General features: G+C 65.8%; 19 protein-coding genes and 1 riboswitch. Of the genes, 13 read left to right on the forward strand and 6 right to left on the reverse strand.

Annotated elements, in window-relative coordinates; genetic code table 11:
* Window positions 1-224 precede the first annotated feature (224 nt).
* Window positions 225-515, forward strand: a complete 291-nt coding sequence (locus tag ACO06O_RS01425) for an usg protein (protein WP_421875524.1) — start codon at window positions 225-227, stop codon at window positions 513-515.
* 33 nt (window positions 516-548) lie between these two features.
* Here the strand turns inward: ACO06O_RS01425 and ACO06O_RS01430 are convergent, their stop codons facing one another.
* Window positions 549-1,322, reverse strand: a complete 774-nt coding sequence (locus tag ACO06O_RS01430; RefSeq protein WP_421875526.1) for a class II glutamine amidotransferase — start codon at window positions 1,320-1,322, stop codon at window positions 549-551.
* 206 nt (window positions 1,323-1,528) lie between these two features.
* Between ACO06O_RS01430 and ACO06O_RS01435 the strand changes: the two genes are divergently transcribed.
* Window positions 1,529-1,780, forward strand: coding sequence for a cyclase (locus ACO06O_RS01435; protein WP_421875528.1), 252 nt, complete (start codon window positions 1,529-1,531; stop codon window positions 1,778-1,780).
* Window positions 1,781-1,790: 10 nt separating this feature from the next.
* On the opposite strand, the gene ACO06O_RS01440 is transcribed toward ACO06O_RS01435, so the two are convergent.
* Window positions 1,791-1,964, reverse strand: coding sequence for a DUF4169 family protein (locus ACO06O_RS01440; protein ID WP_421875530.1), 174 nt, complete (start codon window positions 1,962-1,964; stop codon window positions 1,791-1,793).
* Window positions 1,965-2,096: 132 nt separating this feature from the next.
* Between ACO06O_RS01440 and ACO06O_RS01445 the strand changes: the two genes are divergently transcribed.
* From ACO06O_RS01445 to tenA, 9 genes are all read left to right on the forward strand, one after another.
* Window positions 2,097-4,700 (forward strand): hypothetical protein, encoded by a 2,604-nt coding sequence (locus ACO06O_RS01445; RefSeq protein ID WP_421875532.1) that lies wholly within the window; start codon window positions 2,097-2,099, stop codon window positions 4,698-4,700.
* A 60-nt stretch (window positions 4,701-4,760) separates the two neighbouring features.
* Window positions 4,761-4,865: riboswitch (TPP riboswitch) on the forward strand.
* 77 nt (window positions 4,866-4,942) lie between these two features.
* The gene (locus tag ACO06O_RS01450) at window positions 4,943-5,716 is read left to right on the forward strand and encodes a hydroxyethylthiazole kinase (protein WP_421875535.1); all 774 of its coding nucleotides are present in this window, start codon (window positions 4,943-4,945) and stop codon (window positions 5,714-5,716) included.
* Complete coding sequence (gene thiE / locus ACO06O_RS01455; protein WP_421875537.1) at window positions 5,713-6,387, forward strand: thiamine phosphate synthase; 675 nt, start codon at window positions 5,713-5,715, stop codon at window positions 6,385-6,387. The genes ACO06O_RS01450 and thiE overlap by 4 nt, the downstream gene beginning before the upstream one ends.
* The gene (gene thiD / locus ACO06O_RS01460; protein WP_421875539.1) at window positions 6,384-7,205 is read left to right on the forward strand and encodes a bifunctional hydroxymethylpyrimidine kinase/phosphomethylpyrimidine kinase; all 822 of its coding nucleotides are present in this window, start codon (window positions 6,384-6,386) and stop codon (window positions 7,203-7,205) included. Before thiE ends, thiD begins: the two co-directional genes overlap by 4 nt.
* The gene (locus tag ACO06O_RS01465; RefSeq protein WP_421875541.1) at window positions 7,202-8,302 is read left to right on the forward strand and encodes a TRAP transporter substrate-binding protein; all 1,101 of its coding nucleotides are present in this window, start codon (window positions 7,202-7,204) and stop codon (window positions 8,300-8,302) included. Before thiD ends, ACO06O_RS01465 begins: the two co-directional genes overlap by 4 nt.
* 7 nt (window positions 8,303-8,309) lie before the next feature.
* The gene (locus ACO06O_RS01470) at window positions 8,310-9,077 is read left to right on the forward strand and encodes an ABC transporter ATP-binding protein (RefSeq protein ID WP_421875543.1); all 768 of its coding nucleotides are present in this window, start codon (window positions 8,310-8,312) and stop codon (window positions 9,075-9,077) included.
* On the forward strand, window positions 9,074-9,826 hold the full coding sequence (locus tag ACO06O_RS01475) for an ABC transporter permease (RefSeq protein WP_421875545.1): 753 nt from the start codon (window positions 9,074-9,076) through the stop codon (window positions 9,824-9,826). The genes ACO06O_RS01470 and ACO06O_RS01475 overlap by 4 nt, the downstream gene beginning before the upstream one ends.
* 31 nt (window positions 9,827-9,857) lie before the next feature.
* A complete protein-coding gene (locus ACO06O_RS01480; protein ID WP_421875547.1) occupies window positions 9,858-10,826 on the forward strand; it encodes an ABC transporter substrate-binding protein in 969 nt (322 codons plus the stop codon).
* 17 nt (window positions 10,827-10,843) lie between these two features.
* Complete coding sequence (gene tenA, locus ACO06O_RS01485; protein WP_421875549.1) at window positions 10,844-11,509, forward strand: thiaminase II; 666 nt, start codon at window positions 10,844-10,846, stop codon at window positions 11,507-11,509.
* Between the two features lie 22 nt (window positions 11,510-11,531).
* Here the strand turns inward: tenA and ACO06O_RS01490 are convergent, their stop codons facing one another.
* Window positions 11,532-12,197: a DUF2062 domain-containing protein gene (locus tag ACO06O_RS01490; protein WP_421875551.1), complete on the reverse strand. Its 666-nt coding sequence runs from the start codon at window positions 12,195-12,197 to the stop codon at window positions 11,532-11,534.
* A 225-nt stretch (window positions 12,198-12,422) separates the two neighbouring features.
* On the opposite strand from ACO06O_RS01490, the gene ACO06O_RS01495 reads away from it, so the two are divergent.
* Entirely contained in the window at window positions 12,423-13,820 is a 1,398-nt protein-coding gene (locus ACO06O_RS01495) for an FAD-binding oxidoreductase (RefSeq protein WP_421876423.1), read from the forward strand.
* Here the strand turns inward: ACO06O_RS01495 and ACO06O_RS01500 are convergent.
* Both ACO06O_RS01500 and wrbA read right to left on the reverse strand, forming a co-directional pair.
* Window positions 13,750-15,027 carry a CynX/NimT family MFS transporter gene (locus ACO06O_RS01500; RefSeq protein ID WP_421876425.1) on the reverse strand — a complete coding sequence of 426 codons (1,278 nt, stop codon included), beginning with the start codon at window positions 15,025-15,027 and terminating at the stop codon, window positions 13,750-13,752. The two genes, ACO06O_RS01495 and ACO06O_RS01500, sit on opposite strands and share 71 nt — an antisense overlap.
* A 2-nt stretch (window positions 15,028-15,029) precedes the next feature.
* Complete coding sequence (gene wrbA, locus ACO06O_RS01505; RefSeq protein ID WP_421875553.1) at window positions 15,030-15,671, reverse strand: NAD(P)H:quinone oxidoreductase; 642 nt, start codon at window positions 15,669-15,671, stop codon at window positions 15,030-15,032.
* 100 nt (window positions 15,672-15,771) lie between these two features.
* On the opposite strand from wrbA, the gene ACO06O_RS01510 reads away from it, so the two are divergent.
* Complete coding sequence (locus ACO06O_RS01510; RefSeq protein WP_421875555.1) at window positions 15,772-16,692, forward strand: LysR family transcriptional regulator; 921 nt, start codon at window positions 15,772-15,774, stop codon at window positions 16,690-16,692.
* Here the strand turns inward: ACO06O_RS01510 and ACO06O_RS01515 are convergent.
* The gene (locus tag ACO06O_RS01515) at window positions 16,689-20,411 is read right to left on the reverse strand and encodes an AAA family ATPase (protein ID WP_421875557.1); all 3,723 of its coding nucleotides are present in this window, start codon (window positions 20,409-20,411) and stop codon (window positions 16,689-16,691) included. The two genes, ACO06O_RS01510 and ACO06O_RS01515, sit on opposite strands and share 4 nt — an antisense overlap.
* Window positions 20,412-20,512 lie beyond the last annotated feature (101 nt).

Consider the following 20,512-nt stretch of genomic DNA (forward strand, 5'->3'; position numbering starts at 1 on the left):
GAAAATCTTTCACCGCTTTCAAGAGGATTTGGATGAAATTATCAGCACTCTCGGCAATCGGCTGCCAACCTACTGATTTATAACATTTTTGTTGCGACGCACACCAAATTGGGGGCAAACTTTTTGCCTGTGGGAGATGCGACTCCCCGCCCTCAATGGGCGTCGAAACGCACCTCCCGCTCGCGAAGAAAAGCAACAACCGCGACAGTAGGAGGCATAAGCCGATGTCTGGTACCGATACCCCGGCCGCTACGGACGGGCTTTCCCTGCAAATGAAGGGCTATCGCCTTTCGACCGCCGAAATCCTCTATCACATGCCCGACCATCCGGGATTGCTGCAAAGCTTCATCTGGCAGCATTACGATATCGCCCCGAAATTCCCGGAACTTCACCGGTTCCTGGATTTCTGGGTTGAGAATATCGATGGCCCGCTGCATTCGGTCCGCGTCGCGCGCTACGACCTTGTCACCCCGGGCGACACGCGCTTCACGGACGCATGGATGCAAATTCACTGATCGCGCGGGCCCGGGCCCAACGATGAATCCGGGCTAAACGATGAATTCGGTCGTCGTCAGACGGCCGCTGCCGCAGACCGAGACGACATGTCCTTGCGGGACTGCCGTCCAACGCGGCCGGTCGGTATCCAGCGGCTCGGAGACGAGTGTCATCGCCGCGCTGCCTGCGCCGGTGTAATAGAGCGTCGGCGCCAGCGCGTCCGAGGCGCAGCGGAAGGCAAAGATCCGGTTGCCGTCGGACAGGACCGCCGTGAAGCGCAGTGGATCGGTGATCCCGGCCTCCGCCATCGCGCGGCGGACAATGCCCAGACTTTCGCCCATGGCGCCCACCGGATCGGCATCCAGTCCCAGCGACAGAGCCAGTAGAAAGACCAGTTCCGAATCCGTCGTACCTTGGCGGCAGGTATAGTATTCGTCCGGAAGCATCTGCTCCAGCTTGCGCCGGATCAGGCCGTAGCCGCCGATCTGGCCGTTATGCATGAACAGCCAGCGGCCATAGGCGAACGGATGGCAATTGGCCCGTGTCGTCGCCGTGCCGGTTGAGGCACGGACATGGGCGAAGAACAGGCGCGACCGGATCTGCGCCGACAGGTGCTTCAGATTCTCGTCGTTCCAGGCCGGCAGGATTTCGCGGTACAGGCCCGGTTCCGGCCGTTCGCCATACCAGCCCAGCCCGAACCCGTCGCCATTCGTTTCGGTCTTGGCCTCCGCCGCATGCAGGCTCTGATGGATCAGGGAATGGTCGGGCTTCGCGACCAAGTCTTCCAGAAACAGGGGCGGTCCCCAGTAAGCCAACCAACGGCACATGAACTGTCTCCGATACATCGAACGCGCCGCATTTTAGGGCTGCGCCTCCCTGCTCATGCAAGTGCTTTAACTCAATGCCCGGCGCGCGCCCGCTCCTCCACCGGTCCGTCCATCAAATCCCTCGATCAATTCCATCGCGACATGTCGTTTCACGAAGGCATCTTCCGGCGTTAGCGTGCCGTGGTCCATTCAAGGAGAAACCTTCCATGACCACAAATTCGAACCAGCCGGCTTCGTCCGATCATCGCGTCCTATTCGACTTCGAAATCGATTTTTCCAATGGCGGCGGCATTCAGGGCCAGGGATTTCGGTTGGATATCGACGGGGACGATATTTCCGACACGGATCTCGCGGATTACATCGTCGCCGATATGCGCCTGCTGATGGTCGGCGCGGTCCGCATTCTGAACAAGCGCATCATTCACGAAGCGCACAAACGGGGCGTATCGACGCCATAGCGTTCTAGTCCTAATCCAGCTTCTTGCCGTCCAGATCGCGGTTCAGCCGGGCGTCCCTGGCAGCCTTCCCCGTTCGCTCCGCCTTCGTCATGCCGAAAGTGCGCCGGTTCTCTTCGGCCTTGGCCGACTTCTCGGCACGCTCCTTGCGTTTGCGCAAGCTGCGCAGATTGACGATCTCCGCCATACGATGTCTCCGCCTTGCCGGGAGGGTCTGCTGCGTTAAGCTAGCGGCGTTTCGGGCCGGCCGTCCAGTGCCGGCCTGAAACGCGTCATGCCGGGGCGCATGACGGGGTCGCGTATCGTAAGGGGGCTAGGTATGACGGGACCGGGAAGCGGGTCTCGCCGGTGGAAGCTATGGGGAAGCCTCGGCTGTATTGCCGGGCTGATCGCCGCGCTGTGGTTCGGCCCCCGCATGGTCGATTGGAGCCCGTTCAAACCGGAAATCGCCGCCTTCATGTCCAATGAGCTGGGCGTAGGGGTCGATCTTCGCGGGCCGCTTCAGATCGAATTGCTGCCCCAGCCCCGCATCACGGCGGCGGATATCCGGATTACCGGCACGACGGCCAATGGTCATATCCGCTGGCTGCGCGGCAGTCTCGATCCGCGCGGTCTGCTAACCGGTCGGCTGCTGCCGCGTGACGTGCAATTGGTGGAAGCCAAACTGACCCTGCCGTTTGCCCGGTCGGAGGCACCCCGCTATCGCGGTCAGACAGCGGTCGAGATACAGGACGGTCATCTGACCCTGACCGGGGGCCCGGATTGGCTTCCCGATGTCATCGAACGGATCAATGGCCGGCTGTCGCTTGGCGGCGGGGCCGGCCGTCTGTTCGCCTTCGACGGCGAGGCCCGGCTGACGGAAGAACCGGTCGGCCTTGCGGTAGAAGGGGACGGCAAGGGCAGGCTGGTCCTGACCCTCGCCCATGGGCCGAGCGCGTCCGACTTGGTACTGGAGGGCGGCCCGACGGAAGACGGCGGCTGGAACGGCACGGTCACCCTGGTGCTGGAGGAGGCGGGATTTCTGTCGACCCTGCATGCGGAGGCGATCACGCGTCTGATCGGCGACGGGCCGGCCGCAATCGATGCCAAGGTGACGGTTTCGCCCAGTGGAATCGTGACGATCGCCGCGGACCGGGTCGGCACGACACGGCTGGCCGGCCGGGCGACAGCCACGATCGTTCCCGGGCGCCGAACAGCCTTCGACATCTCCGTCGCCCTCAATCGGGCCGCGTTTGCGGACAGACCCCCTTCCCCGATCTGGATCGCGCAGGATTTGGCGGACGCCCTGTCGGCCTTCAGGGGCGTCGATATCACGGCGCGGATCGGCATCGATCGGATCGACCTGCCCGGCGGCGCAATCCGGCAGGCGCAGATCTCGGCCGCGGCGGGCGGCGGATTGGCGGTGATCGAGAACGCGTCCGCCATCCTGCCCGGCGACACGGATGTCAGTCTGTTCGGCAGCCTTCGGCCCGAGGCGGAGGAATGGATTCTCGATGGGGAAATTGCCCTGGTCGGGCCCGATGCACGAACCGGCCTGACGATTCTGTTTCCCGGCGCCGAGGCGCTTCTGGCAAGTCTACCGGCGGATCGGCTGCGGTCGGTGGACATCTCGGCGCGCATCTATGCGGACCACCAAGGTTTGGAAGTCACGGAACTTTACGGCCGTGTCGACGAAACATCCTGGGCCGGGGCGCTATCCGCCCAGGCCGGCCAGGGTATCGACCTTTTGCTGCAGGGCGACCGCCTGAACCTCGATCGATACATGGCCGGCGGAACGGATGCCACCGATGTCGGCCTGGCGGTGCTGCAGACCCTGCCCGGCCTGACATCGGGAGTAGAGCACCGGCTTTCGCTAACCCTCGACCAGGCCACCGTATCCGGCATCCGCGCCGACGGGGCGTCGGTCGAACTGACCTACGACCCCGGCGGTCGGATCGGCGGTGATTTTCGGACCGCGTCCCTGGCCGGGGCGGATATCGGGGGTGGATTCAATATCGACCTATCCGATCCGGACCTGCCCGCGGAACTGTCCTTCCGATTGGAAACGCCGGCGCCCGACCGGTTCCTCGGCGCCTTGGGCGTTCCGGCGCGCCAGGCCGCCCGCGCCGCCGCCCTGGGAACGACGACCGCGACCCTGGACATTTCGGGCACCCCCCGTTCGGGTTATGGCTATGCGGTCGAAGCGCTGGGCAGCGACGGGGACATTCGCCTCAGCGGACTGGTCCGGCCAGGACCCAACCCGACCTTCGAAGTCACCAAGGGTACGGTCAATCTGGGCGATATCAGCCTGTTCCACATCGCCGCCCGCTGCGACGGCGGGGATGCAGGCGTCTGGCTGTGCCGTGACCTCTCGGCGGAAATGGCCGGGCTGCGTTTCGCCGGCATCCTGCGCCTGGACGGATCCGGGGCTGAACGGCAGGCCGACCTGTCGGTCCAGGCGCTGGAGATGGATGTCGGACTGTTCGCCGCGCGTGGCGGCCTTCCGGTCCTGCCGGAGGGTGAGGTCCGAATGACCGGCTCGCTAAGCGGCCGGGCCCCGACCTACCTGTCAGCCCTGATCGGCGGACAGGGGGACTTGCAGATGTCAGGCGATGTGGCATTGACCCTGCGCCGGGGCGGCGGCGGAAAGTTCGGCAATTTCGACACCCTGCGCGCGCGCCTGCGCGAGACCTTCGGAACGCCTTCGCCGCTGACCGGCCGATTGCGGATCGCCCCCGAACAGATCAGCGCGGACCTCCGCCTGGACGGCCATGGGGCCAGCTTGACCGGCGACATCGACCTGCGGCGCAGCACCGACAGCCTGCGCGCCGCCCTGTCGATCCTGCCGGAAGGCGGGACGGAGTCAGTCCTCTCGATGAGAGCGGACGGGCCGGCCGGTGCGCCCGACGTCAAGCTGAAGGGCCCCTGGATCACCGGACGTTAGCCCAATACCTGCCGCAGGCAGGGCTTGACCGAAAGACATGAAGGCGTAGTGTCGGCCTCAGAAATCTCCTCGGGGTGCCTCGCAGAGGCTGAGAGGCGGCGTGCCGTCGACCCGTGGAACCTGACCCGGTTCGGACCGGCGTAGGGAAGGGAGATCACCGTTTGACCGCCCGCAGTCGGTCACGCAATCCCCCCGCAGCCGGTCCCCCTTCGTCCCGGTGACGAGAAAGGACACGCACGCCCGTGAAGGCCCCAGGAACCGCATCCGATTTGGCGGCCCTGTCCGCCGATTTGCTGCGTCAGATCGCAGACCGGCAGATCCGCGTCCATTGCCTGACCAACTCCGTCGCTGAGCCGATCACGGCGAATGCCCTTCTGGCCATCGGCGCGGTGCCCAGCCTGACGGCGGAATCCGAGGAATTGCCCGACTTCCTGCGCGGGGCCGACGCCTTGCTGATCAATCTGGGCACCCCGACCGCAGAAAAGGTAGCGGTCCGGCGGCTCGCGGCGACGATCGCCGGTAAAGCCGGCATGCCCTGGGTTCTGGATCCGGTCATGGTCGACCGCGCCGACCGAAGACGGCGGGAGGCGGAATCGCTGATGGCCGAGCGTCCCACCGCCATCCGCTGCAACGAGGCGGAGGCCGCGACCCTGGCGGGGGGGCTTAAAGGGCTGACCGGCGCCCTGGTCTGCACCGGCGCGCTGGACCGCGTGCGGCAGGGTACGCGCGTCGCGACTTTGGAGGTCGGCCATCCGATGTTGGCGCGCATCACCGCCACCGGTTGCGCCCTGTCGGCAATTCTGGCCGCTTTTCTGGCCGTTCACCCCAAGGACCGAATGGCCGCAAGCCTGGCCGCCCTGGCGGCCTTCGGCGCTGCGGGGGCCGAGGCTGCGGACGGTGCCGACGGGCCGGGTAGTCTGGCGGTGCGTCTGTTGGACCGGCTTTCAACCCTCACCGAAGACCGTATCGCCGCCAGGATCGGTCGCTATGAGTTGCGGGCGGAGGACAGCGCATGACACGGCCTTCCCTCGATCTAACGCTCTATCTCATCGTCGGGCCGTCCCATGTCGACGGGGATCCTGTCCCCTTGGTGGAGGATGCGGTACGCGGCGGCGTCACCCTGGTGCAATTGCGTGACAAGACGTCGACCACACGGGCAATGGTCGAAACCGCCCGCCGATTGAAGGCGGCGTTGGCCGGAACCGGGGTATCGCTGCTGATCAATGATCGGGCGGATGTCGCGGCCGCATCCGGCGCGGACGGCGTCCATTTGGGCCGGGACGACCTGACCCCGGCGCAGGCGCGGGCCATCCTGGGGCCGGATCGGATCGTCGGCGTGACCGTCAAGAACCCGGCGGAAGCCCGCGCGGTGGAACCGGGCATTGTCGACTATGCTTCCGTCGGCGGAGTCTTCGCGACGGAGAGCAAGGTCAATCCGGACGCGCCCATCGGTTTGTCTGGTCTGCGCGATATGGCGGCGGTACTGACCGCCGGCGTGCCAGGCCTGCCGCGCTGCGCCATCGCCGGGATCGACGGCAGCCGGGCGGCGGATGTCATCGCCGCCGGGGTCGACGGCATCTGCGTCGTCAGCGCCATCACCCGCGCGCCCGATCCCCATCAGGCCGCCCGCGACCTGCGCGCCATCGTCGACGCGGCGAAACGCGACCATGAAAGGGCTCTCGCATGACGGACACACCCATCGCGATGACCATCGCCGGATCGGATAGCGGCGGCGGCGCCGGGATCCAGGCGGATCTGAAGACATTCTCGGCCCTGGGCGTCTACGGCTGTTCGACGATCGCCGCCCTGACCGCCCAGAACACGCGCGCCGTGACCGGGATATTTCCTGTTCCGCCGGATTTCGTGCGGGCACAGATGGACGCCGTCTTCAGCGATATTGCCGTCGGCGCGGTGAAGATCGGCATGCTGGGCGACGCCGCCTTGATCCGCGCGGTGCGTGACGGGCTGTTGGCGCATCAGCCGGCCTGGATCGTCCTGGACCCGGTCATGGTGGCCAAAAGCGGCGATGCGCTGTTGGCCCGCGAGGCCGTGTCCGCCCTGGTCGAAGACCTGCTGCCGCTGGCCCATGTCATCACGCCGAACCTGCCGGAGGCCGCCGCACTGCTGGATCGGCCGGATGCGATCGCCGATCCCGACGCCATGGTCGAGGCGGCCAAGGCGCTCTTGGATCTTGGACCGCGCGCGGTCGTCCTTAAGGGCGGCCATCTGGCGGGGCAGGATTCCTCCGATCTCCTGCTGACGGCGGAGGGCAGCACCTGGCTGCCCGGAAGACGCATCAACACGGCGAACACCCATGGGACGGGCTGCACCCTTTCCAGCGCCATCGCGGCCGGACTGGCCAAGGGCGAGACGCTGGACGACGCGGTCAAATCCGCGAAGGCCTATATCGCGAACGCGATTGCCGCGGCGGACCGGCTGTCGGTCGGTCACGGGCACGGGCCGGTTCACCACTTTCACGCATACTGGGCAGAGGCTGGCAAATGACGAAATCGACGATGAAACCCAACCGCCGCGCCATTCTGACAGGCGGGGCCGTCGCCGGATTGGCGACCGCCGCAAGTGCATTTCCCTCCCCCGCAGTGGCGGACGGCGTTCGGAAATGGCGCATGCTGACATCCTGGCCGAAGAACTCTCCCGGCCCGGGCCAGACCGCCGAACGGCTGGCAAAGCGCATCAACGATGCTTCCGGCGGCAAGATTGCGGTCAAGGTCTATGGCGCGGGCGAAGTCGTATCCGGCTTCGAAGTCTTCGACGCGGTCAGCGGCGGCACCGCCGAAATGGCCCACACGGCCGCAGTGTACTGGACCGGCAAGACGGCCGCGGCAGCCTATTTCACCACCGTACCGTTCGGCCTGACCTCGCGCGAACATATGGCCTGGATCTATCACGGCGGCGGGCAGGATCTGTGGGACCGCCTTTACGAGCCGTTCGGTGTGAAACCCTTCATGGCCGGCAATACCGGCATGCAGATGGGCGGCTGGTTCAAGAAGCCGATCCGATCCGTGGACGACCTGCAGGGGCTCAAGGTCCGCATCGTCGGCTTCGGTGGGGACATCTACCGTCGGATGGGGGCCGCACCGGTATCACTGCCGGCATCGGACATCTTCACCAGCCTGGCGTCGGGCGCGGTTGACGGGGCGGAGTTCCTGGGGCCCTGGATCGACGAGGCTTTCGGATTTTACAAGGCAGCGCCCTATTACGTATGGCCCGGCTTCAACAAGCCGAACGGCACCGGCGAATGTCTGATCGGCAAGTCCCTGTTCGACGAATTGCCCGCCGACCTGAAACAGGTCGTCACCGACGCCTGCATGGCCGAGCATGCCTTCGCCCTGGCCGAAGCGGATTGGAAGAACGCGGACGCCCTGGACCGGTTGGTCCGCGACCGTGGCGTCGAATTGATGGCCCTGCCGCAGGATGTGGTCGCCCGCGCCCGCACCGAAGCCGGAACCGTGATGCAGGAAGCCCTGGACGGTGCCCATCTGGGGCCCGAGATCCTGGCATCCTATGACGAGGCGCAGCGCAAGGCCCGCCGTTGGGCCGAGGTCGGCACCGCCGCCTATCAAACGATGCGCGGCGCGTAACACTGAAATGGACGGCCTGCCCTCCCCCGGCATAACGGTCGATGCGGCCGGCCTGTCCTTCGACGGGCGGATCGTGTTCGACGGCCTGTCGTTCCGTCTGGAGGGGGGATGCTGGACGGCGCTGCTGGGCCCCAGTGGTGTCGGCAAGTCCAGTCTGTTGCGCTTCATCGCCGGGTTGCCGGCGGCGGGTGGCGATATCCGGGGCAGCGTCGCCGCCGGGGATGGTGTGGCATTAGACGGGCGCGTCGCCTACATGGCGCAGCGTGACCTGCTGCTGCCCTGGCTGTCGGTGCTGGACAATGTCACCCTCGGTCACCGCTTACGCGGCACGCCCCTGGGCCAGCAGGATCGGCACCGCGCGCTGCATCTTCTGGAACAGGTCGGTCTGGCCGACAGTGCCGACGCGCGCCCGGCGGCCCTATCCGGCGGCATGCGGCAGCGCGCCGCCCTGGCCCGGACCCTATGGGAAAACCGACCGATCGTCCTGATGGACGAGCCGTTTTCGGCGCTGGACGCCCTGACGCGTTTCCGGCTTCAGGAAACCGCCGCCGGGCTGTTGCGGGACCGGACCGTTTTCCTGGTGACCCACGACCCGATGGAAGCATTACGACTGGCCGACCGGATACTGGTCCTGACCGGGTCGCCCGCAGGCTTGCGCGAAACCGCCGCCCCACCCGCCCTGCCCTGGCCGCGCGATCCCGGTGGCGAGGCCATGGCGGCCCAGGCCGCGGCGCTGATGCGCGACCTTGCGGGGACGGAGGGCGAGGCGGCATGAATCGCGCCCTGCGCCTTCTGACGACAGGATTTGGCCTGATCGCCGCTTGGTGGCTGCTGGTCATCGTCACCGATGCGCCGCCCTTCATGCTGCCGGATCCGCCGAGGGTCTTCGCCGTTCTGGTCGACCGCGCCTGGCTGATCCTGCCCCATGCCGGGATCACCGCGGTCGAGATCGTAATCGGCCTCAGCCTGGGGACGATCCTGGGCGGAGCCAGCGCGCTGCTGTTGATTTCCGCCGCGCCGGTGCGGCGCTGGCTGTTGCCGGTGCTGGTCGTCAGCCAGGCCCTGCCGGTCTTCGCACTGGCACCGCTGCTGACCCTCTGGTTCGGCTATGGGCTGGCGTCCAAGGTCGCGATGGCGACGCTGATCATCTTCTTCCCGGTGACCGCCGCCTTCTATGACGGGCTGCGGCGCGTCGATCCCGGTTGGCTGGATCTCGCCAGGGTCATGGGCGGGGGCCGTGCGACGATCCTGCGCCAGATCCGCCTGCCCGCCGCTTTGCCTGCCTTCGGGTCCGGCTTAAGGGTCGCCACCGCCGTCGCGCCGATCGGCGCGGTGGTGGGCGAATGGGTCGGGTCGTCGGCGGGCCTCGGCTATCTGATGCTGCACGCCAATGGCCGGATGCAGACCGATTTGATGTTCGCCGCGCTGCTGGTCCTCGCCGTCATGGCGTTGGGCCTCTATGCGGCCGTGGATGCCGGCGCACGCGCGCTGACCCGTTGGCAGCCGGAAAACGGCTATGCCTGATCGATACTCAACCGACAGAGGAATGGTACGGATGACACGTTTCCTTTTCGCCGCGATCTCGGCGGCCCTTATGCTGGGGACGGCAAGCCCCAGCCTTGCCAAGGACAAGATGACGGTCCTCCTGGATTGGTTCGTGAACCCGGATCACGCCGCCTTGGTCGTCGCCCGCGACAAAGGGTTCTTCGCCGAACAGGGGCTGGAGGTCGAGCTGATCGCCCCCGCGGACCCGAACGACCCCCCGAAACTGGTCGCCGCGGGCAAGGCCGATCTGGCGGTATCCTATCAGCCGCAATTGCACATGATGGCCGATCAAGGCCTGCCACTTGTGCGCATCGGCACCCTGGTCGGTCAGCCGCTGAACAGCCTTGTCGTTCTCGCCGATGGGCCGGTCCAGTCGATCTCCGACCTGAAAGGCGCACGGATCGGCTACTCGGTCGGCGGTTTCGAGGATGCCCTTCTGGGCGCGATGCTGGCCGGCGCCGGGTTGAGCCTGGACGATATCGAGCTGATCAATGTGAACTGGTCGCTGTCGCCGTCCCTGATCGCCGGTCAGACCGACGCGGTCATCGGTGCCTTCCGGAACTTCGAATTGAACCAGATGGATATCGAAGGCCATCCGGGCCGCGCCTTCCTGCCGGAGGAACACGGCGTTCCAGCCTATGACGAGTTGATCCTGCTGAGTTCCAGCCACGGTCGGGACGATCCGCGCCTGCCGCGTTTCCTGCGGGCGCTGGAAGACGCGACGGCCTTCGTGAAGGAAAACCCGGCGGCGGCTTGGGACGTGTTCATCGCGGGCTATCCTGATCTGGACGACGAATTGAACCGTCGCGCCTGGAAGGACACGGTCCCGCTGCTGGCGGACAAGCCGGCCAAACTGGACGCCAAACGCTATTACGACTTCGCGGCCTTCATGCAGGAATCCGGCCTGACCGAGACCAGCCCGGACCTGCATGTCTATGCCGAGGAACTGACGGTGCCGTGCAACTGTTCGGCCAACTGATCCGGAAGGACCGTGCTATGCCTGACCTGTTCGAACGCCTGAAAGCGTCCTGCCCGGAAGACTGGGAAGCCTATACCCGCCATCCCTTCGTGCTGGGCATGGCGGACGGCACCCTGCCGGAACCGGCCTTTCGCTATTATTTGGAACAGGACTATCTGTTCCTCATCCAGTTTGCCCGCGCCTATTCCCTTGCCGGATACAAGGCCCGGACGCTGGAAGACCTGAAGCGCGCCAAGGACGGTATTGCAGCGATCATGGATGTCGAACTGAACCTGCATGTCGATTTCTGCCGCAAATGGGGCATCGACCCGGCGTCGCTGGAGGACCTGCCGGAAGACCCGGCCAACATGGCCTATACGCGCTATGTCCTGGAACGCGGCATGGCAGGCAATCTGCTCGATCTACACGTGGCGCTTTTGCCCTGCATGCTGGGCTATGGCGAAATCGGCCCGGCACTGAACGAGGCCGCGAAGGCGCGTGGCGGCGAAACACCCTATGCCGGCTGGATCGCAATGTATTCCGGCCCCGATTACCAGGCCGCCTGCGCCGATGAGCGGCAGTATATCGACCGGCTGGCGGGCGACGACCTGCCGGAGGCGCGGTTCGACGAACTGGCGCAGACTTTCCGGGACGCCACGCGGCTGGAAATCAAGTTCTGGCAGATGGGGCTGGACGCGGTCTGAAACCGGCCGAATTGCGGGCGCGCTATTCCGTCTGGGCCAGGCGCGCCCGTTCCTTCGCCGCGCGTTTGCGGGCTCGGCGGGCATGCCGGGCCAGCATCTGCCGGCGCTGCCGCTCGCGCAGCTTGGCCAGGAACTTCAGGGTCAGGTAATAGCCCGCCCAGGTGCCACCGACGGCCCAGGGGATACTGCCGATAAACAAGGGTACGCCCCAGACCCGGAATATCTCGTGGGTATAGACCCATAGGGATTCGACGAACCCGGCATCCTTTTCCAGAACGCTTTCGACATGTTCCTGGAACACGTCGAAGCCCAGTTCGATGCTGTCGCCCATCATCAGACGGCCGGTTATCAGGCACAGATAGTAATAGGCCGGCGCGGTCAGGACATTGGTCGGCCAGGTCCAAGCCAGCGCAACGAGCAGATTGAACTTCCACTTGGGCTTGAGCCATTTCAGCGCCGCCCAGAACACCAGGATCATCGGCATCTGAATGCCGACGGTCGGCGTCAGGCCGAAGGCCAGGCCGATGGCCGTCCCGCGCGCCGTGGGCACGCCGTTATGCCGTCCTCGTGCAATGGGGATGACCAGTCGGTATTGCAGCAGACGCGCCAGCCCGGTCAGCCGTTTGTTCTTCGGCGGCTCGACTTCCGTTTCCGATTTGCCAGGGGGCGGCGGTTCTGTCTCGGCCATGCCTTCAACGAAATAGACTAAGCGGATAATTGCGGCGCACCATATCGCGTTCTTTGGTCGAGGCAACGGGGGAATCGACGCACCGCCCCCAGATACCGCGATCCTAAGATCGAGACTTGCGACTGCACGGTGAAGCCCAGGGCATCTTCGCCCGTGATATCATCCTATCGAAATGGTATGACCTTTCATCGACAAATCTATGGCGGACAGTTGCGGAGCGACACCATGGCCCAGACGGCGGAAACCAAGCACGGGAACAACCCCGGGATCGGCATCTTGCAGCAAATGTTCGGCGACCGCGCCTCGACCTCGGCGGCGGTCCGCGATCAGCACGGTCATGGCGAAGGCTGGTTCCCCGGCGCCCCGCCCGATCTGGTGATCTTTGCCCAAACGACGGAGGAAGTCTCCGAGATCGCCAAAGTCTGCTCGGAACATAAGATCCCGATGATCCCCTTCGGCGCGGGCACGTCGCTGGAAGGTCATCTGGCGGCCCTGGAAGGCGGGGTGTCGATCGACGTGTCGCAGATGAAGGCGGTGCTGGAGGTCAACAACGAAGACCTGGATTGCCGTGTTCAGGCGGGCGTCACGCGCAAGCAGTTGAACGAATATCTGCGCGATACCGGCCTGTTCTTCCCGATCGATCCGGGCGCGGATGCCTCGCTGGGCGGGATGGCGTCGACCCGGGCATCCGGCACCAATGCCGTGCGCTACGGCACGATGCGCGAGAATGTGCTGGGGCTGACCGTGGTCATGGCGGACGGGCGCATCATCAAGACCGGCGGACGGGCGCGCAAATCGGCGGCGGGCTATGACCTGACGCGCATCTTCGTCGGCGCGGAAGGCACGCTGGGCATCATCACCGAGGTTCAGTTGCGCCTGTACGGCATCCCGGAATCCGTGACTTCAGCAGTCTGCCAATATCCCGATCTCGAAAGCGCGGTGAACACCGTCATCCTGACCATTCAGTCCGGCATCCCGGTCGCGCGGATCGAACTGCTGGACGAGGTCCAGATGGCCGCCTGCATCGACTATTCGAAGCTGGAAGGCTTCGAACGCAAGGTCACCCTGTTCTTCGAATTTCATGGTTCGGAAGCGTCGACCGCCGAGCAGGCCGGTCAGGTTCAGGCCCTGTCGGACGAATTCGGCGGCAGCGCCTTCCGCTGGACCAGTCAGGCCGAGGAACGCACCAAACTGTGGGAAGCGCGTCACAACGCGTTCTATGCCGCCTGCGCCGCCGCGCCGGGCAAGAAGGGCATGGCGACCGACGCCTGCGTGCCGATTTCGAAATTGGCGGACTGCATTCTGGACACCAAGCGGGACATCGAGGATTCCGGCATCTACGCGCCGATCGTCGGGCATGTCGGCGACGGGAACTATCACCTGTGCCTGATGTTCGACCCCAATGACGCGGACGAGTTGAAGCGCGCCAAGGGCATGGTCGAACGCTTGAATCAGCGGGCCATCGCCTATGGCGGGACCTGCACCGGCGAACACGGCATCGGCTATGGCAAGAAACACTTCCTGACCGCCGAACATGGCGACGCAGTCGCCGTCATGCGCCAATTGAAGCAGGCTTTCGATCCGGACAATCTGATGAATCCGGGGAAGATTCTGAGCGCCTGACAGCGCCCAAACGCCGGTCGATCATCGCAAACCCCATCGTACACAGCGCGGCGGCGGCGGACAGGCCGATGACCGCGAAGGCGACCGAGTCCCATCCGAAGGCAGCGGCCGACGCGCCTGCCATCGAAGGGCCGGCCAGCAACCCGATATTGTTGCCCTGCATGATCAAGCCCAACGTGGCGCCGATCAGCACCGCGCCGCCGGGCCGGGCGGGCGCGAAACGGGGCGCGGCATCGAAGACGACCACCGGGACGACCCCGCCCACCAACGCGAACAGGATGCAGAGTCCCAATGCCGGGACGGCCGGCAACGGCAGCCAGAAGAACAGAACCCCCGTCACTGCCATGACCGCGAACCCGACGGTCAGGATCCGGACCGGCCGAATACCGGATTTCAACAGGGACCCGCATCCGAGATTGCCGACGATCCCGGCGGCGACGGCCAGTCCCGATACAGGCCCGGCCAGTTCCGGGCCCAGGGCCAAGCGGTCCAGCAACAGGGTCGGCAGGAATCCGAAGACCGTGAAGAACAACGCGCAGTAGACGGCGAACAGCGCCGCCAGTAGCGCAGGCGGTCCGGCGCGCAAGGCAAAGGCGATATCGGCGACAAGGGACCCGCCGCGCGGCGCGGCGCGCGCCGCTTCCGGGATGCGGATTGCGACGACGATCGCATAGACGGCCAGCAGGACGGCATTGCCGAGCCACATGTCCCGCCAGGTGATCGCCGCCAGGACCGGTCCGGCCCCCATGATCAATGCCAAGCCGACGGGCATGAAGGTTGCCCATAGCGCCATGGCGCGGTTCATCTGTCCGGTCGGCGCCAAGCGCGCAACAATGGCGGGCGCGGCAACGACAACCGCCAGAAAGCCCAAGCCTTCCAGGATTCGCGCGGCGATCAGGGATGTTTCCGTCGGCGCCACCCCGCCCAGCGCCGCGCCGACGGATTGCAGGACCAACCCCGCCACCGCCATACGGCGGTCGCCGATCCGGTCCACCGCCATGCCGATGGCGGCCCCACCGACGGCGCCGACCAGGGCGAAGGCCGACAGAATCCAGGACGCGGTGGCGATATCCAGCATCAGATCCGCCCGGATGTCGCCCAGCGCGACCGTCGCCTTCCCGACTTGAAGGGCGGACACGATGCCGGCGCCGACGGTGATCAGTACCGGGGTCCATTTCGACGCGGTGGCAGGGGTGTTCAACCGCATGGTCACTGGGCCTTTTCCGCGTCCGGCAAGTGCGCAAACCCAGTGCGCAGGGCGGCCGCAATCTGGGCGGTGTGATAGCCCTGGAAGAAGGCGCCATCCAATTCGTTGTCGCTGGGTCGCCGGTCCCCGCCCTGCCCGTCATCGGCCAGGGTCGATGCGCCGTAGGGCGAACCGCCGGTGATCTCGTCCATGCGCATCTGCCCCTTGAACGAATAGGGCAGACCGACGGCGACCATGCCCAAATGCATCAGCACGACATGGGTCGAAAGGATCGTGCTTTCCTGGCCGCCGTGCTGACTGCCGGTGGAGGTGAAGACGCCGCCGACCTTCCCGACAAGCTTGTCCGTAAACCACAGCCCGCCCATCTGATCGAAGAAGTTCTTCATCTGACTGGCCATGTTTCCGAACCGCGTCGGCGTGCCGAACAGAATTGCGTCATAGTCCGGCAGTTCGTCGATCCGGCAAATGGGAATATCGGCCTCGGTCACATAGTCGGCTTTCGCCGCCACCTCCGGCGGAACCAGTTCCGGGACGCGGCGCAGCGCGACCTCCGCACCGGCCTCCCGGGCACCGTCGCCGACACGGCGGGCCATCGTCGCAACATGGCCATAGGATGAATAATACAGGACGAGTACGCGGGTCATTGAATTGCCTCCGTCAGCGGTGTTCCGCCGCATAGATGGCAGGCCGGTCCAATCTATTGAACTGTTGAAATTTTGATCATCTTGATCGATACAATCGATCATGCTGGATGCCCTGACCCTCGATCAGATTCGTGTCTTCGTCGCCGTGGCCGAGGAAGGCAGTTTCCGCCAGGCCGCCCGACGGCTGTCCCGCGTCCAATCGGCGGTCAGCCACGCCATCGCCAATCTGGAAGCGGAACTGGGCGTCGCTCTTTTCGACCGGTCGGGTCACAAGCCCGTGCTGACCCGCGCCGGAACCGCCCTGCTGGAAGATGCCTGCGGCATTCTGTTGAAGGCGGATTCCCTGCGCGCGCGCGCCAGAGGCCTGGGCGAAGGTGTAGAATTGTCGCTGTCGCTGTGCATCGATGTTCTCTATCCGCTGACGGCGATTTCGGACGCGCTGTACCAGATGCGCGAGATCTATCCGTCCGTCGCCATTCGACTGGAAACCGCTGCCCTGGGCGGGCCGCTGACATCACTGTTGGACGGACGCTGCCAGATGGCGATCACCGCCGGGGAGGATTTCCGTGATCCCCATATCACGCTGGATGCGCTGGGCCCGGTCACATTCGTCGCCGTTGCGGCCCCGGACCATCCCCTCGCGAAACGGGGGCATGGTACGCCCCTGGGGACGGCAGACCTGGTGGATCACCTGCAGATCGTGCAGGCGGACCCCACGGCATGGTCCGAGGGGCGCGACATTGGCGTCCTGTCGCCAGGCACCTGGCGTGTCGGCGGCCAGGAATCCAAACACGCCCTGATCCGGTCCGGTCTCGGCTGGGGACGCCTTCCGCTCTGGGCCGCCAAGGAGGATTTGGCCGCCGGGCGTCTCGTCCGTTTGAACGCGGTCGCTCTGGGCCGGGACGGCGCTTCGGTCATGGGATGCTATCTGGCCCACAGGAACGACGCGCCCTTGGGGCCCGCGGCGCGAACCCTGTGGCGCATCCTGCTGCAAAGGAACATTGAGGAAGGCGGCGTTTAACCCGCTTCGCGCATCCGTTCCGCCTGACGCAAGTCGACGGAGACGAGCTGCGACACACCGCGTTCGGCCATGGTCACCCCGAACAGGCGGTCGACGCGTGCCATGGTCATGCGGTGGTGGGTGACGACCAGGAAGCGGGTCGTCCCCGCCTTGGCGATCTTGTCCAGCATCTGGCAGAAGCGATCGACATTGGTATCGTCCAGCGGCGCGTCGACCTCGTCCAGCACGCAGATCGGCGCCGGGTTGGTCAGGAAGACCCCGAACAGCAGCGCCAACGCCGTCAGCGCCTGCTCCCCGCCCGACAGCAGCGACAGGATCTGCATCTTCTTGCCGGGCGGGCTGGCCATGATTTCCAGACCGGCCTGCAACGGGTCGTCGGATTCCGTCAGCTTCAAATGCGCCTCGCCGCCGCCGAACAGCTCGACGAAGAGTTGCCGGAAATGTGTATCCACCTCCTCGAAAGCGCGCAGCAGGCGCTCGCGGCCTTCGCGGTTCAGCGCATTGATGCCCTGACGCAGGCGGCTGATCGCGGCGACCAGATCGTCGCGTTCCGTCTTCATCGACGCGATCTGTTCTTCCAGTTCCTGCGCTTCCTGCTCGGCGCGCAGGTTGACCGGGCCGATATTGTCCCTTTCGCGGCTCAGGCGTTCGATGCGCTGTTCGACATCGGCCTGATCCGGCAATTCCGCATCCTCGGCCAATCCCGACTGGCCCAAAGCGTCTTCCGGGGCGCATTCCAGCTTCTCCGCGACCCGCTCGGTCACGGTCGCCATAGCCTGCTCGGCCTGTTCGACCTCCGCCTCGCGCCGGACCCTGGTCTCACGGGCTTCCGCCAGCGACAGTTCGGCGGCCTTCAAGGCGTGGTCCATATCGCGCTGGGCCAGTTCCGCCTCGGCCAGCTTGTCCGCGGCGGCCTTCCGTTCCTCTTCCAGCTCCGCGATCTTGCTTTGCAGGAAGCTGCGCTGTTCGGCGATTTCCGCCGGCCGTGCCTCAAGGGAGGTCAGTTCCCGGCCCGCCGCCAAATGGCGTTCCTTCAGGTCGGTCTGCCGCCGGGCCGCCCCCTCGGAACGGGTTTTCCAGGATTGCTCTTCGGCCAGGATCGCGTTCAGCCGCTCTCCCCGCGCCTTCGCCTCGCGTTCCAGCCGATCGAAGGCAGACCGCTTCTCGACCTGCCGCGCCCGCAATTCGGCCAGCGCCGCGCGGGACCGCGCCAGACGCTCGCGCAGGACATTGGCGTCCTCCAGGACGGCGACGGCCTTTTGCGCCGATTCCTCACGTTCCTTGGCGTCGTCGCGTTCGGCCGCGATACGGTCGGTTTCTCCCGCAAGTGCGGCAAGGCGACTGCGGCTTTCCGATACCTGCTGCTCCAAACGGGCTAGGCTCGACCGGGCCGATCCGGCGCGGTCATAGGCGTCCTGTTGCGCGCGTCGGCATTCGGTAGCCTTCGCCGCCGTTTCGGACAGTGCGGCGGCGGACGCATCCGCCGCGCCGCGCAGATCGTCCAGCTTTCCCTCGGCCTGGGCGTCAGTATTCGCGACCAGTGTCTCGGCCGCTTGCCGGGCGGCGGCCAGTGCCACTTCGGCTGCCTGCTTCGCCGCGCTGACCTTGCTTTCGGCGCTCGCCTTGGCGTCGGCCAGATCGCGCTCGGCCTTGGCCAGAGCCTCGGCCACATCGGCCAGCCGGTTCCGCTGCTCCAGTCGCTTGGCCGCCGCCGTGGCCGTTCCGGGCCGGATCCGCAGCCCGTCCCAGCGCCATAGCCCACCGTCCCGGCTGACCAGTCGCTGACCGACCTTCAAGTCCTTCTGCAAACGGATTGCCGTTTCGGCGTCGGCGACGACCCCAATCTGCGAGAGACGGCGCGCCAAGGCGGCAGGCGCCTTAACCTGACCGGCCAGAGCGTCTACCCCGCCGGGAAGGGACGGTGCGTCCGCCAACGTGCCGAGATCGGTCCAGTGCCGGGACGCTTCCTCGTCCAGTGCTGCATCCAGATCGTCGCCCAGCGCCGCCCCCAGCGCCGTTTCGAAACCGGCAGCGACCTGGATTTCTTCCAGTACCGGCGCACCGCCATCATCGTCCTGGGCCAGAAGATCGCTCAGCGCAGCTTCTTCGGCAGCCAGGCGCCCGCGCAGGCGTTCCGCCACATCGACACTTTCCCGCGCGGCCTTCTCCGCCGCCGCGACACTGTCGCGTGCGTCGCGCTCGGCGGCGCTGACGCTGTCCCGCGCCTGATTGCGGGCCGTATCCAATTCCTGTCGCAGGGCCAGATCGGCGGCACTCAGGGCCGTGCGGGTGTCCGCCGCTTTCGCTTCCGCAGCAGCCCGCGCCTCTTCCGCCTGCTCGGCTGCTTGCCGGGCCTCGATCAAAGCCGCCTCCGCGGCCTCCACCGCGGCCTTGGCGCCTTCGACATCGCCCGCTTCGGCAATGCGCTTGTTCAGGGTCTCGGTTTCCGCCGCAATCGCCTGCGACCGCTGGTCCAACGCGGCCAGCCGCTTGCGGGAATCGTCGATCTGGCGGGTCAGGGTCCCGCGCTGCGCTTCCACCGCGGCGACATGTTCGTTCAGCTCATCCAGCTTCGCCTCTTCCTTGGCGACGGACTTGTCGGCATCGTCCCGTTCGATGCGCAGCCGATCGGTCTCCGATTTCTCGGACGCCTGCTGCTCCTGAATGGATTTGCGTTCCGCACCCAACCGGTCCAGCGCCTCGATCGCATCCGACGCCAGCGTTTCCTCGCGCACCATATCGGACGAAATCTGATCCAGTCGCTGCCGCAGATCGGTCAGTTGCGCGGCAATCCGCTCGCCCTCGTCCTGCAACTGGCGTTCGGCAATGACCTGCGACTGCAGGCGTGCGGCGGCCTCAGCCTCCGCCTCGCGCAGCTTCGGCATCCGGTCATGGGCATGGGCCTGCAGGTTCGCCCCCTGCGCCGCCATCTGCGTGCGTTCGTTGACCAAGGCCTCCGCCTCGGTAAGCCGCTGGCGCGCCGTGTCCAGCTTGGCCTGGGCCTCGGTCCAGCGCAGATGCAGCAGAATCGCCTCTTGCGCGCGCAGCTGCTCGGCGATCTTGCGATAGCGATTCGCCTGCCGGGCCTGACGCTGCAAGCCGCCGAACTGGCTCTCCAGCGCGCCGATCACATCTTCCAGGCGCTCAAGGTTGCTTTCCGCCGCCTTCAGGCGCAGTTCGGCCTCATGGCGCCGGGAATGCAGGCCGCGAATGCCCGCCGCCTCTTCCAATAGGGTCCGCCGATCCTGCGGCTTCGCGCCGATCAGCGCCCCAACCCGGCCCTGGCTGACAATGGCGGTCGAATTCGCACCGGTCGCCAGATCGGCAAACAGCAATTGGACGTCTCGGGCGCGGACTTCCTTGCCGTTGATTCGATAGGTCGAACCCTGCCCCCGGTCGATCCGGCGCAGGATTTCCAATTCGTCCGCATCGTTGAAGGCGGCGGGGGCGCGGCGTTCGGTATTGTCCAGATAGACAGTGACTTCAGCGCTGTTTCGCTGCGGCCGTGTGGAAGACCCGCCGAAGATGACGTCGTCCATTTCCCCGCCGCGCATGCGCTTGGCCGATGCTTCGCCCATGACCCAGCGCAGCGATTCGATGACATTGGACTTGCCGCAGCCGTTCGGACCCACGACTCCGGTGATGCCGGACGAGATCATCAACTCGACCGGATCGACGAAGGATTTGAATCCGTGGACTTTCAGCTTCTTGAAATGCACAGAGGCCCGGTCCGTAAAGCCTTAGACGACTACCCGTGCCGGACGCCGAATCGCGCCCAACAGGTAAGGCAATACGGATTCTCCGGGAAGAGTCGAGTCGT

This window comes from Pacificispira sp., assembly GCF_965228185.1.
Taxonomy (GTDB): domain Bacteria; phylum Pseudomonadota; class Alphaproteobacteria; order UBA8366; family Aestuariispiraceae; genus Pacificispira.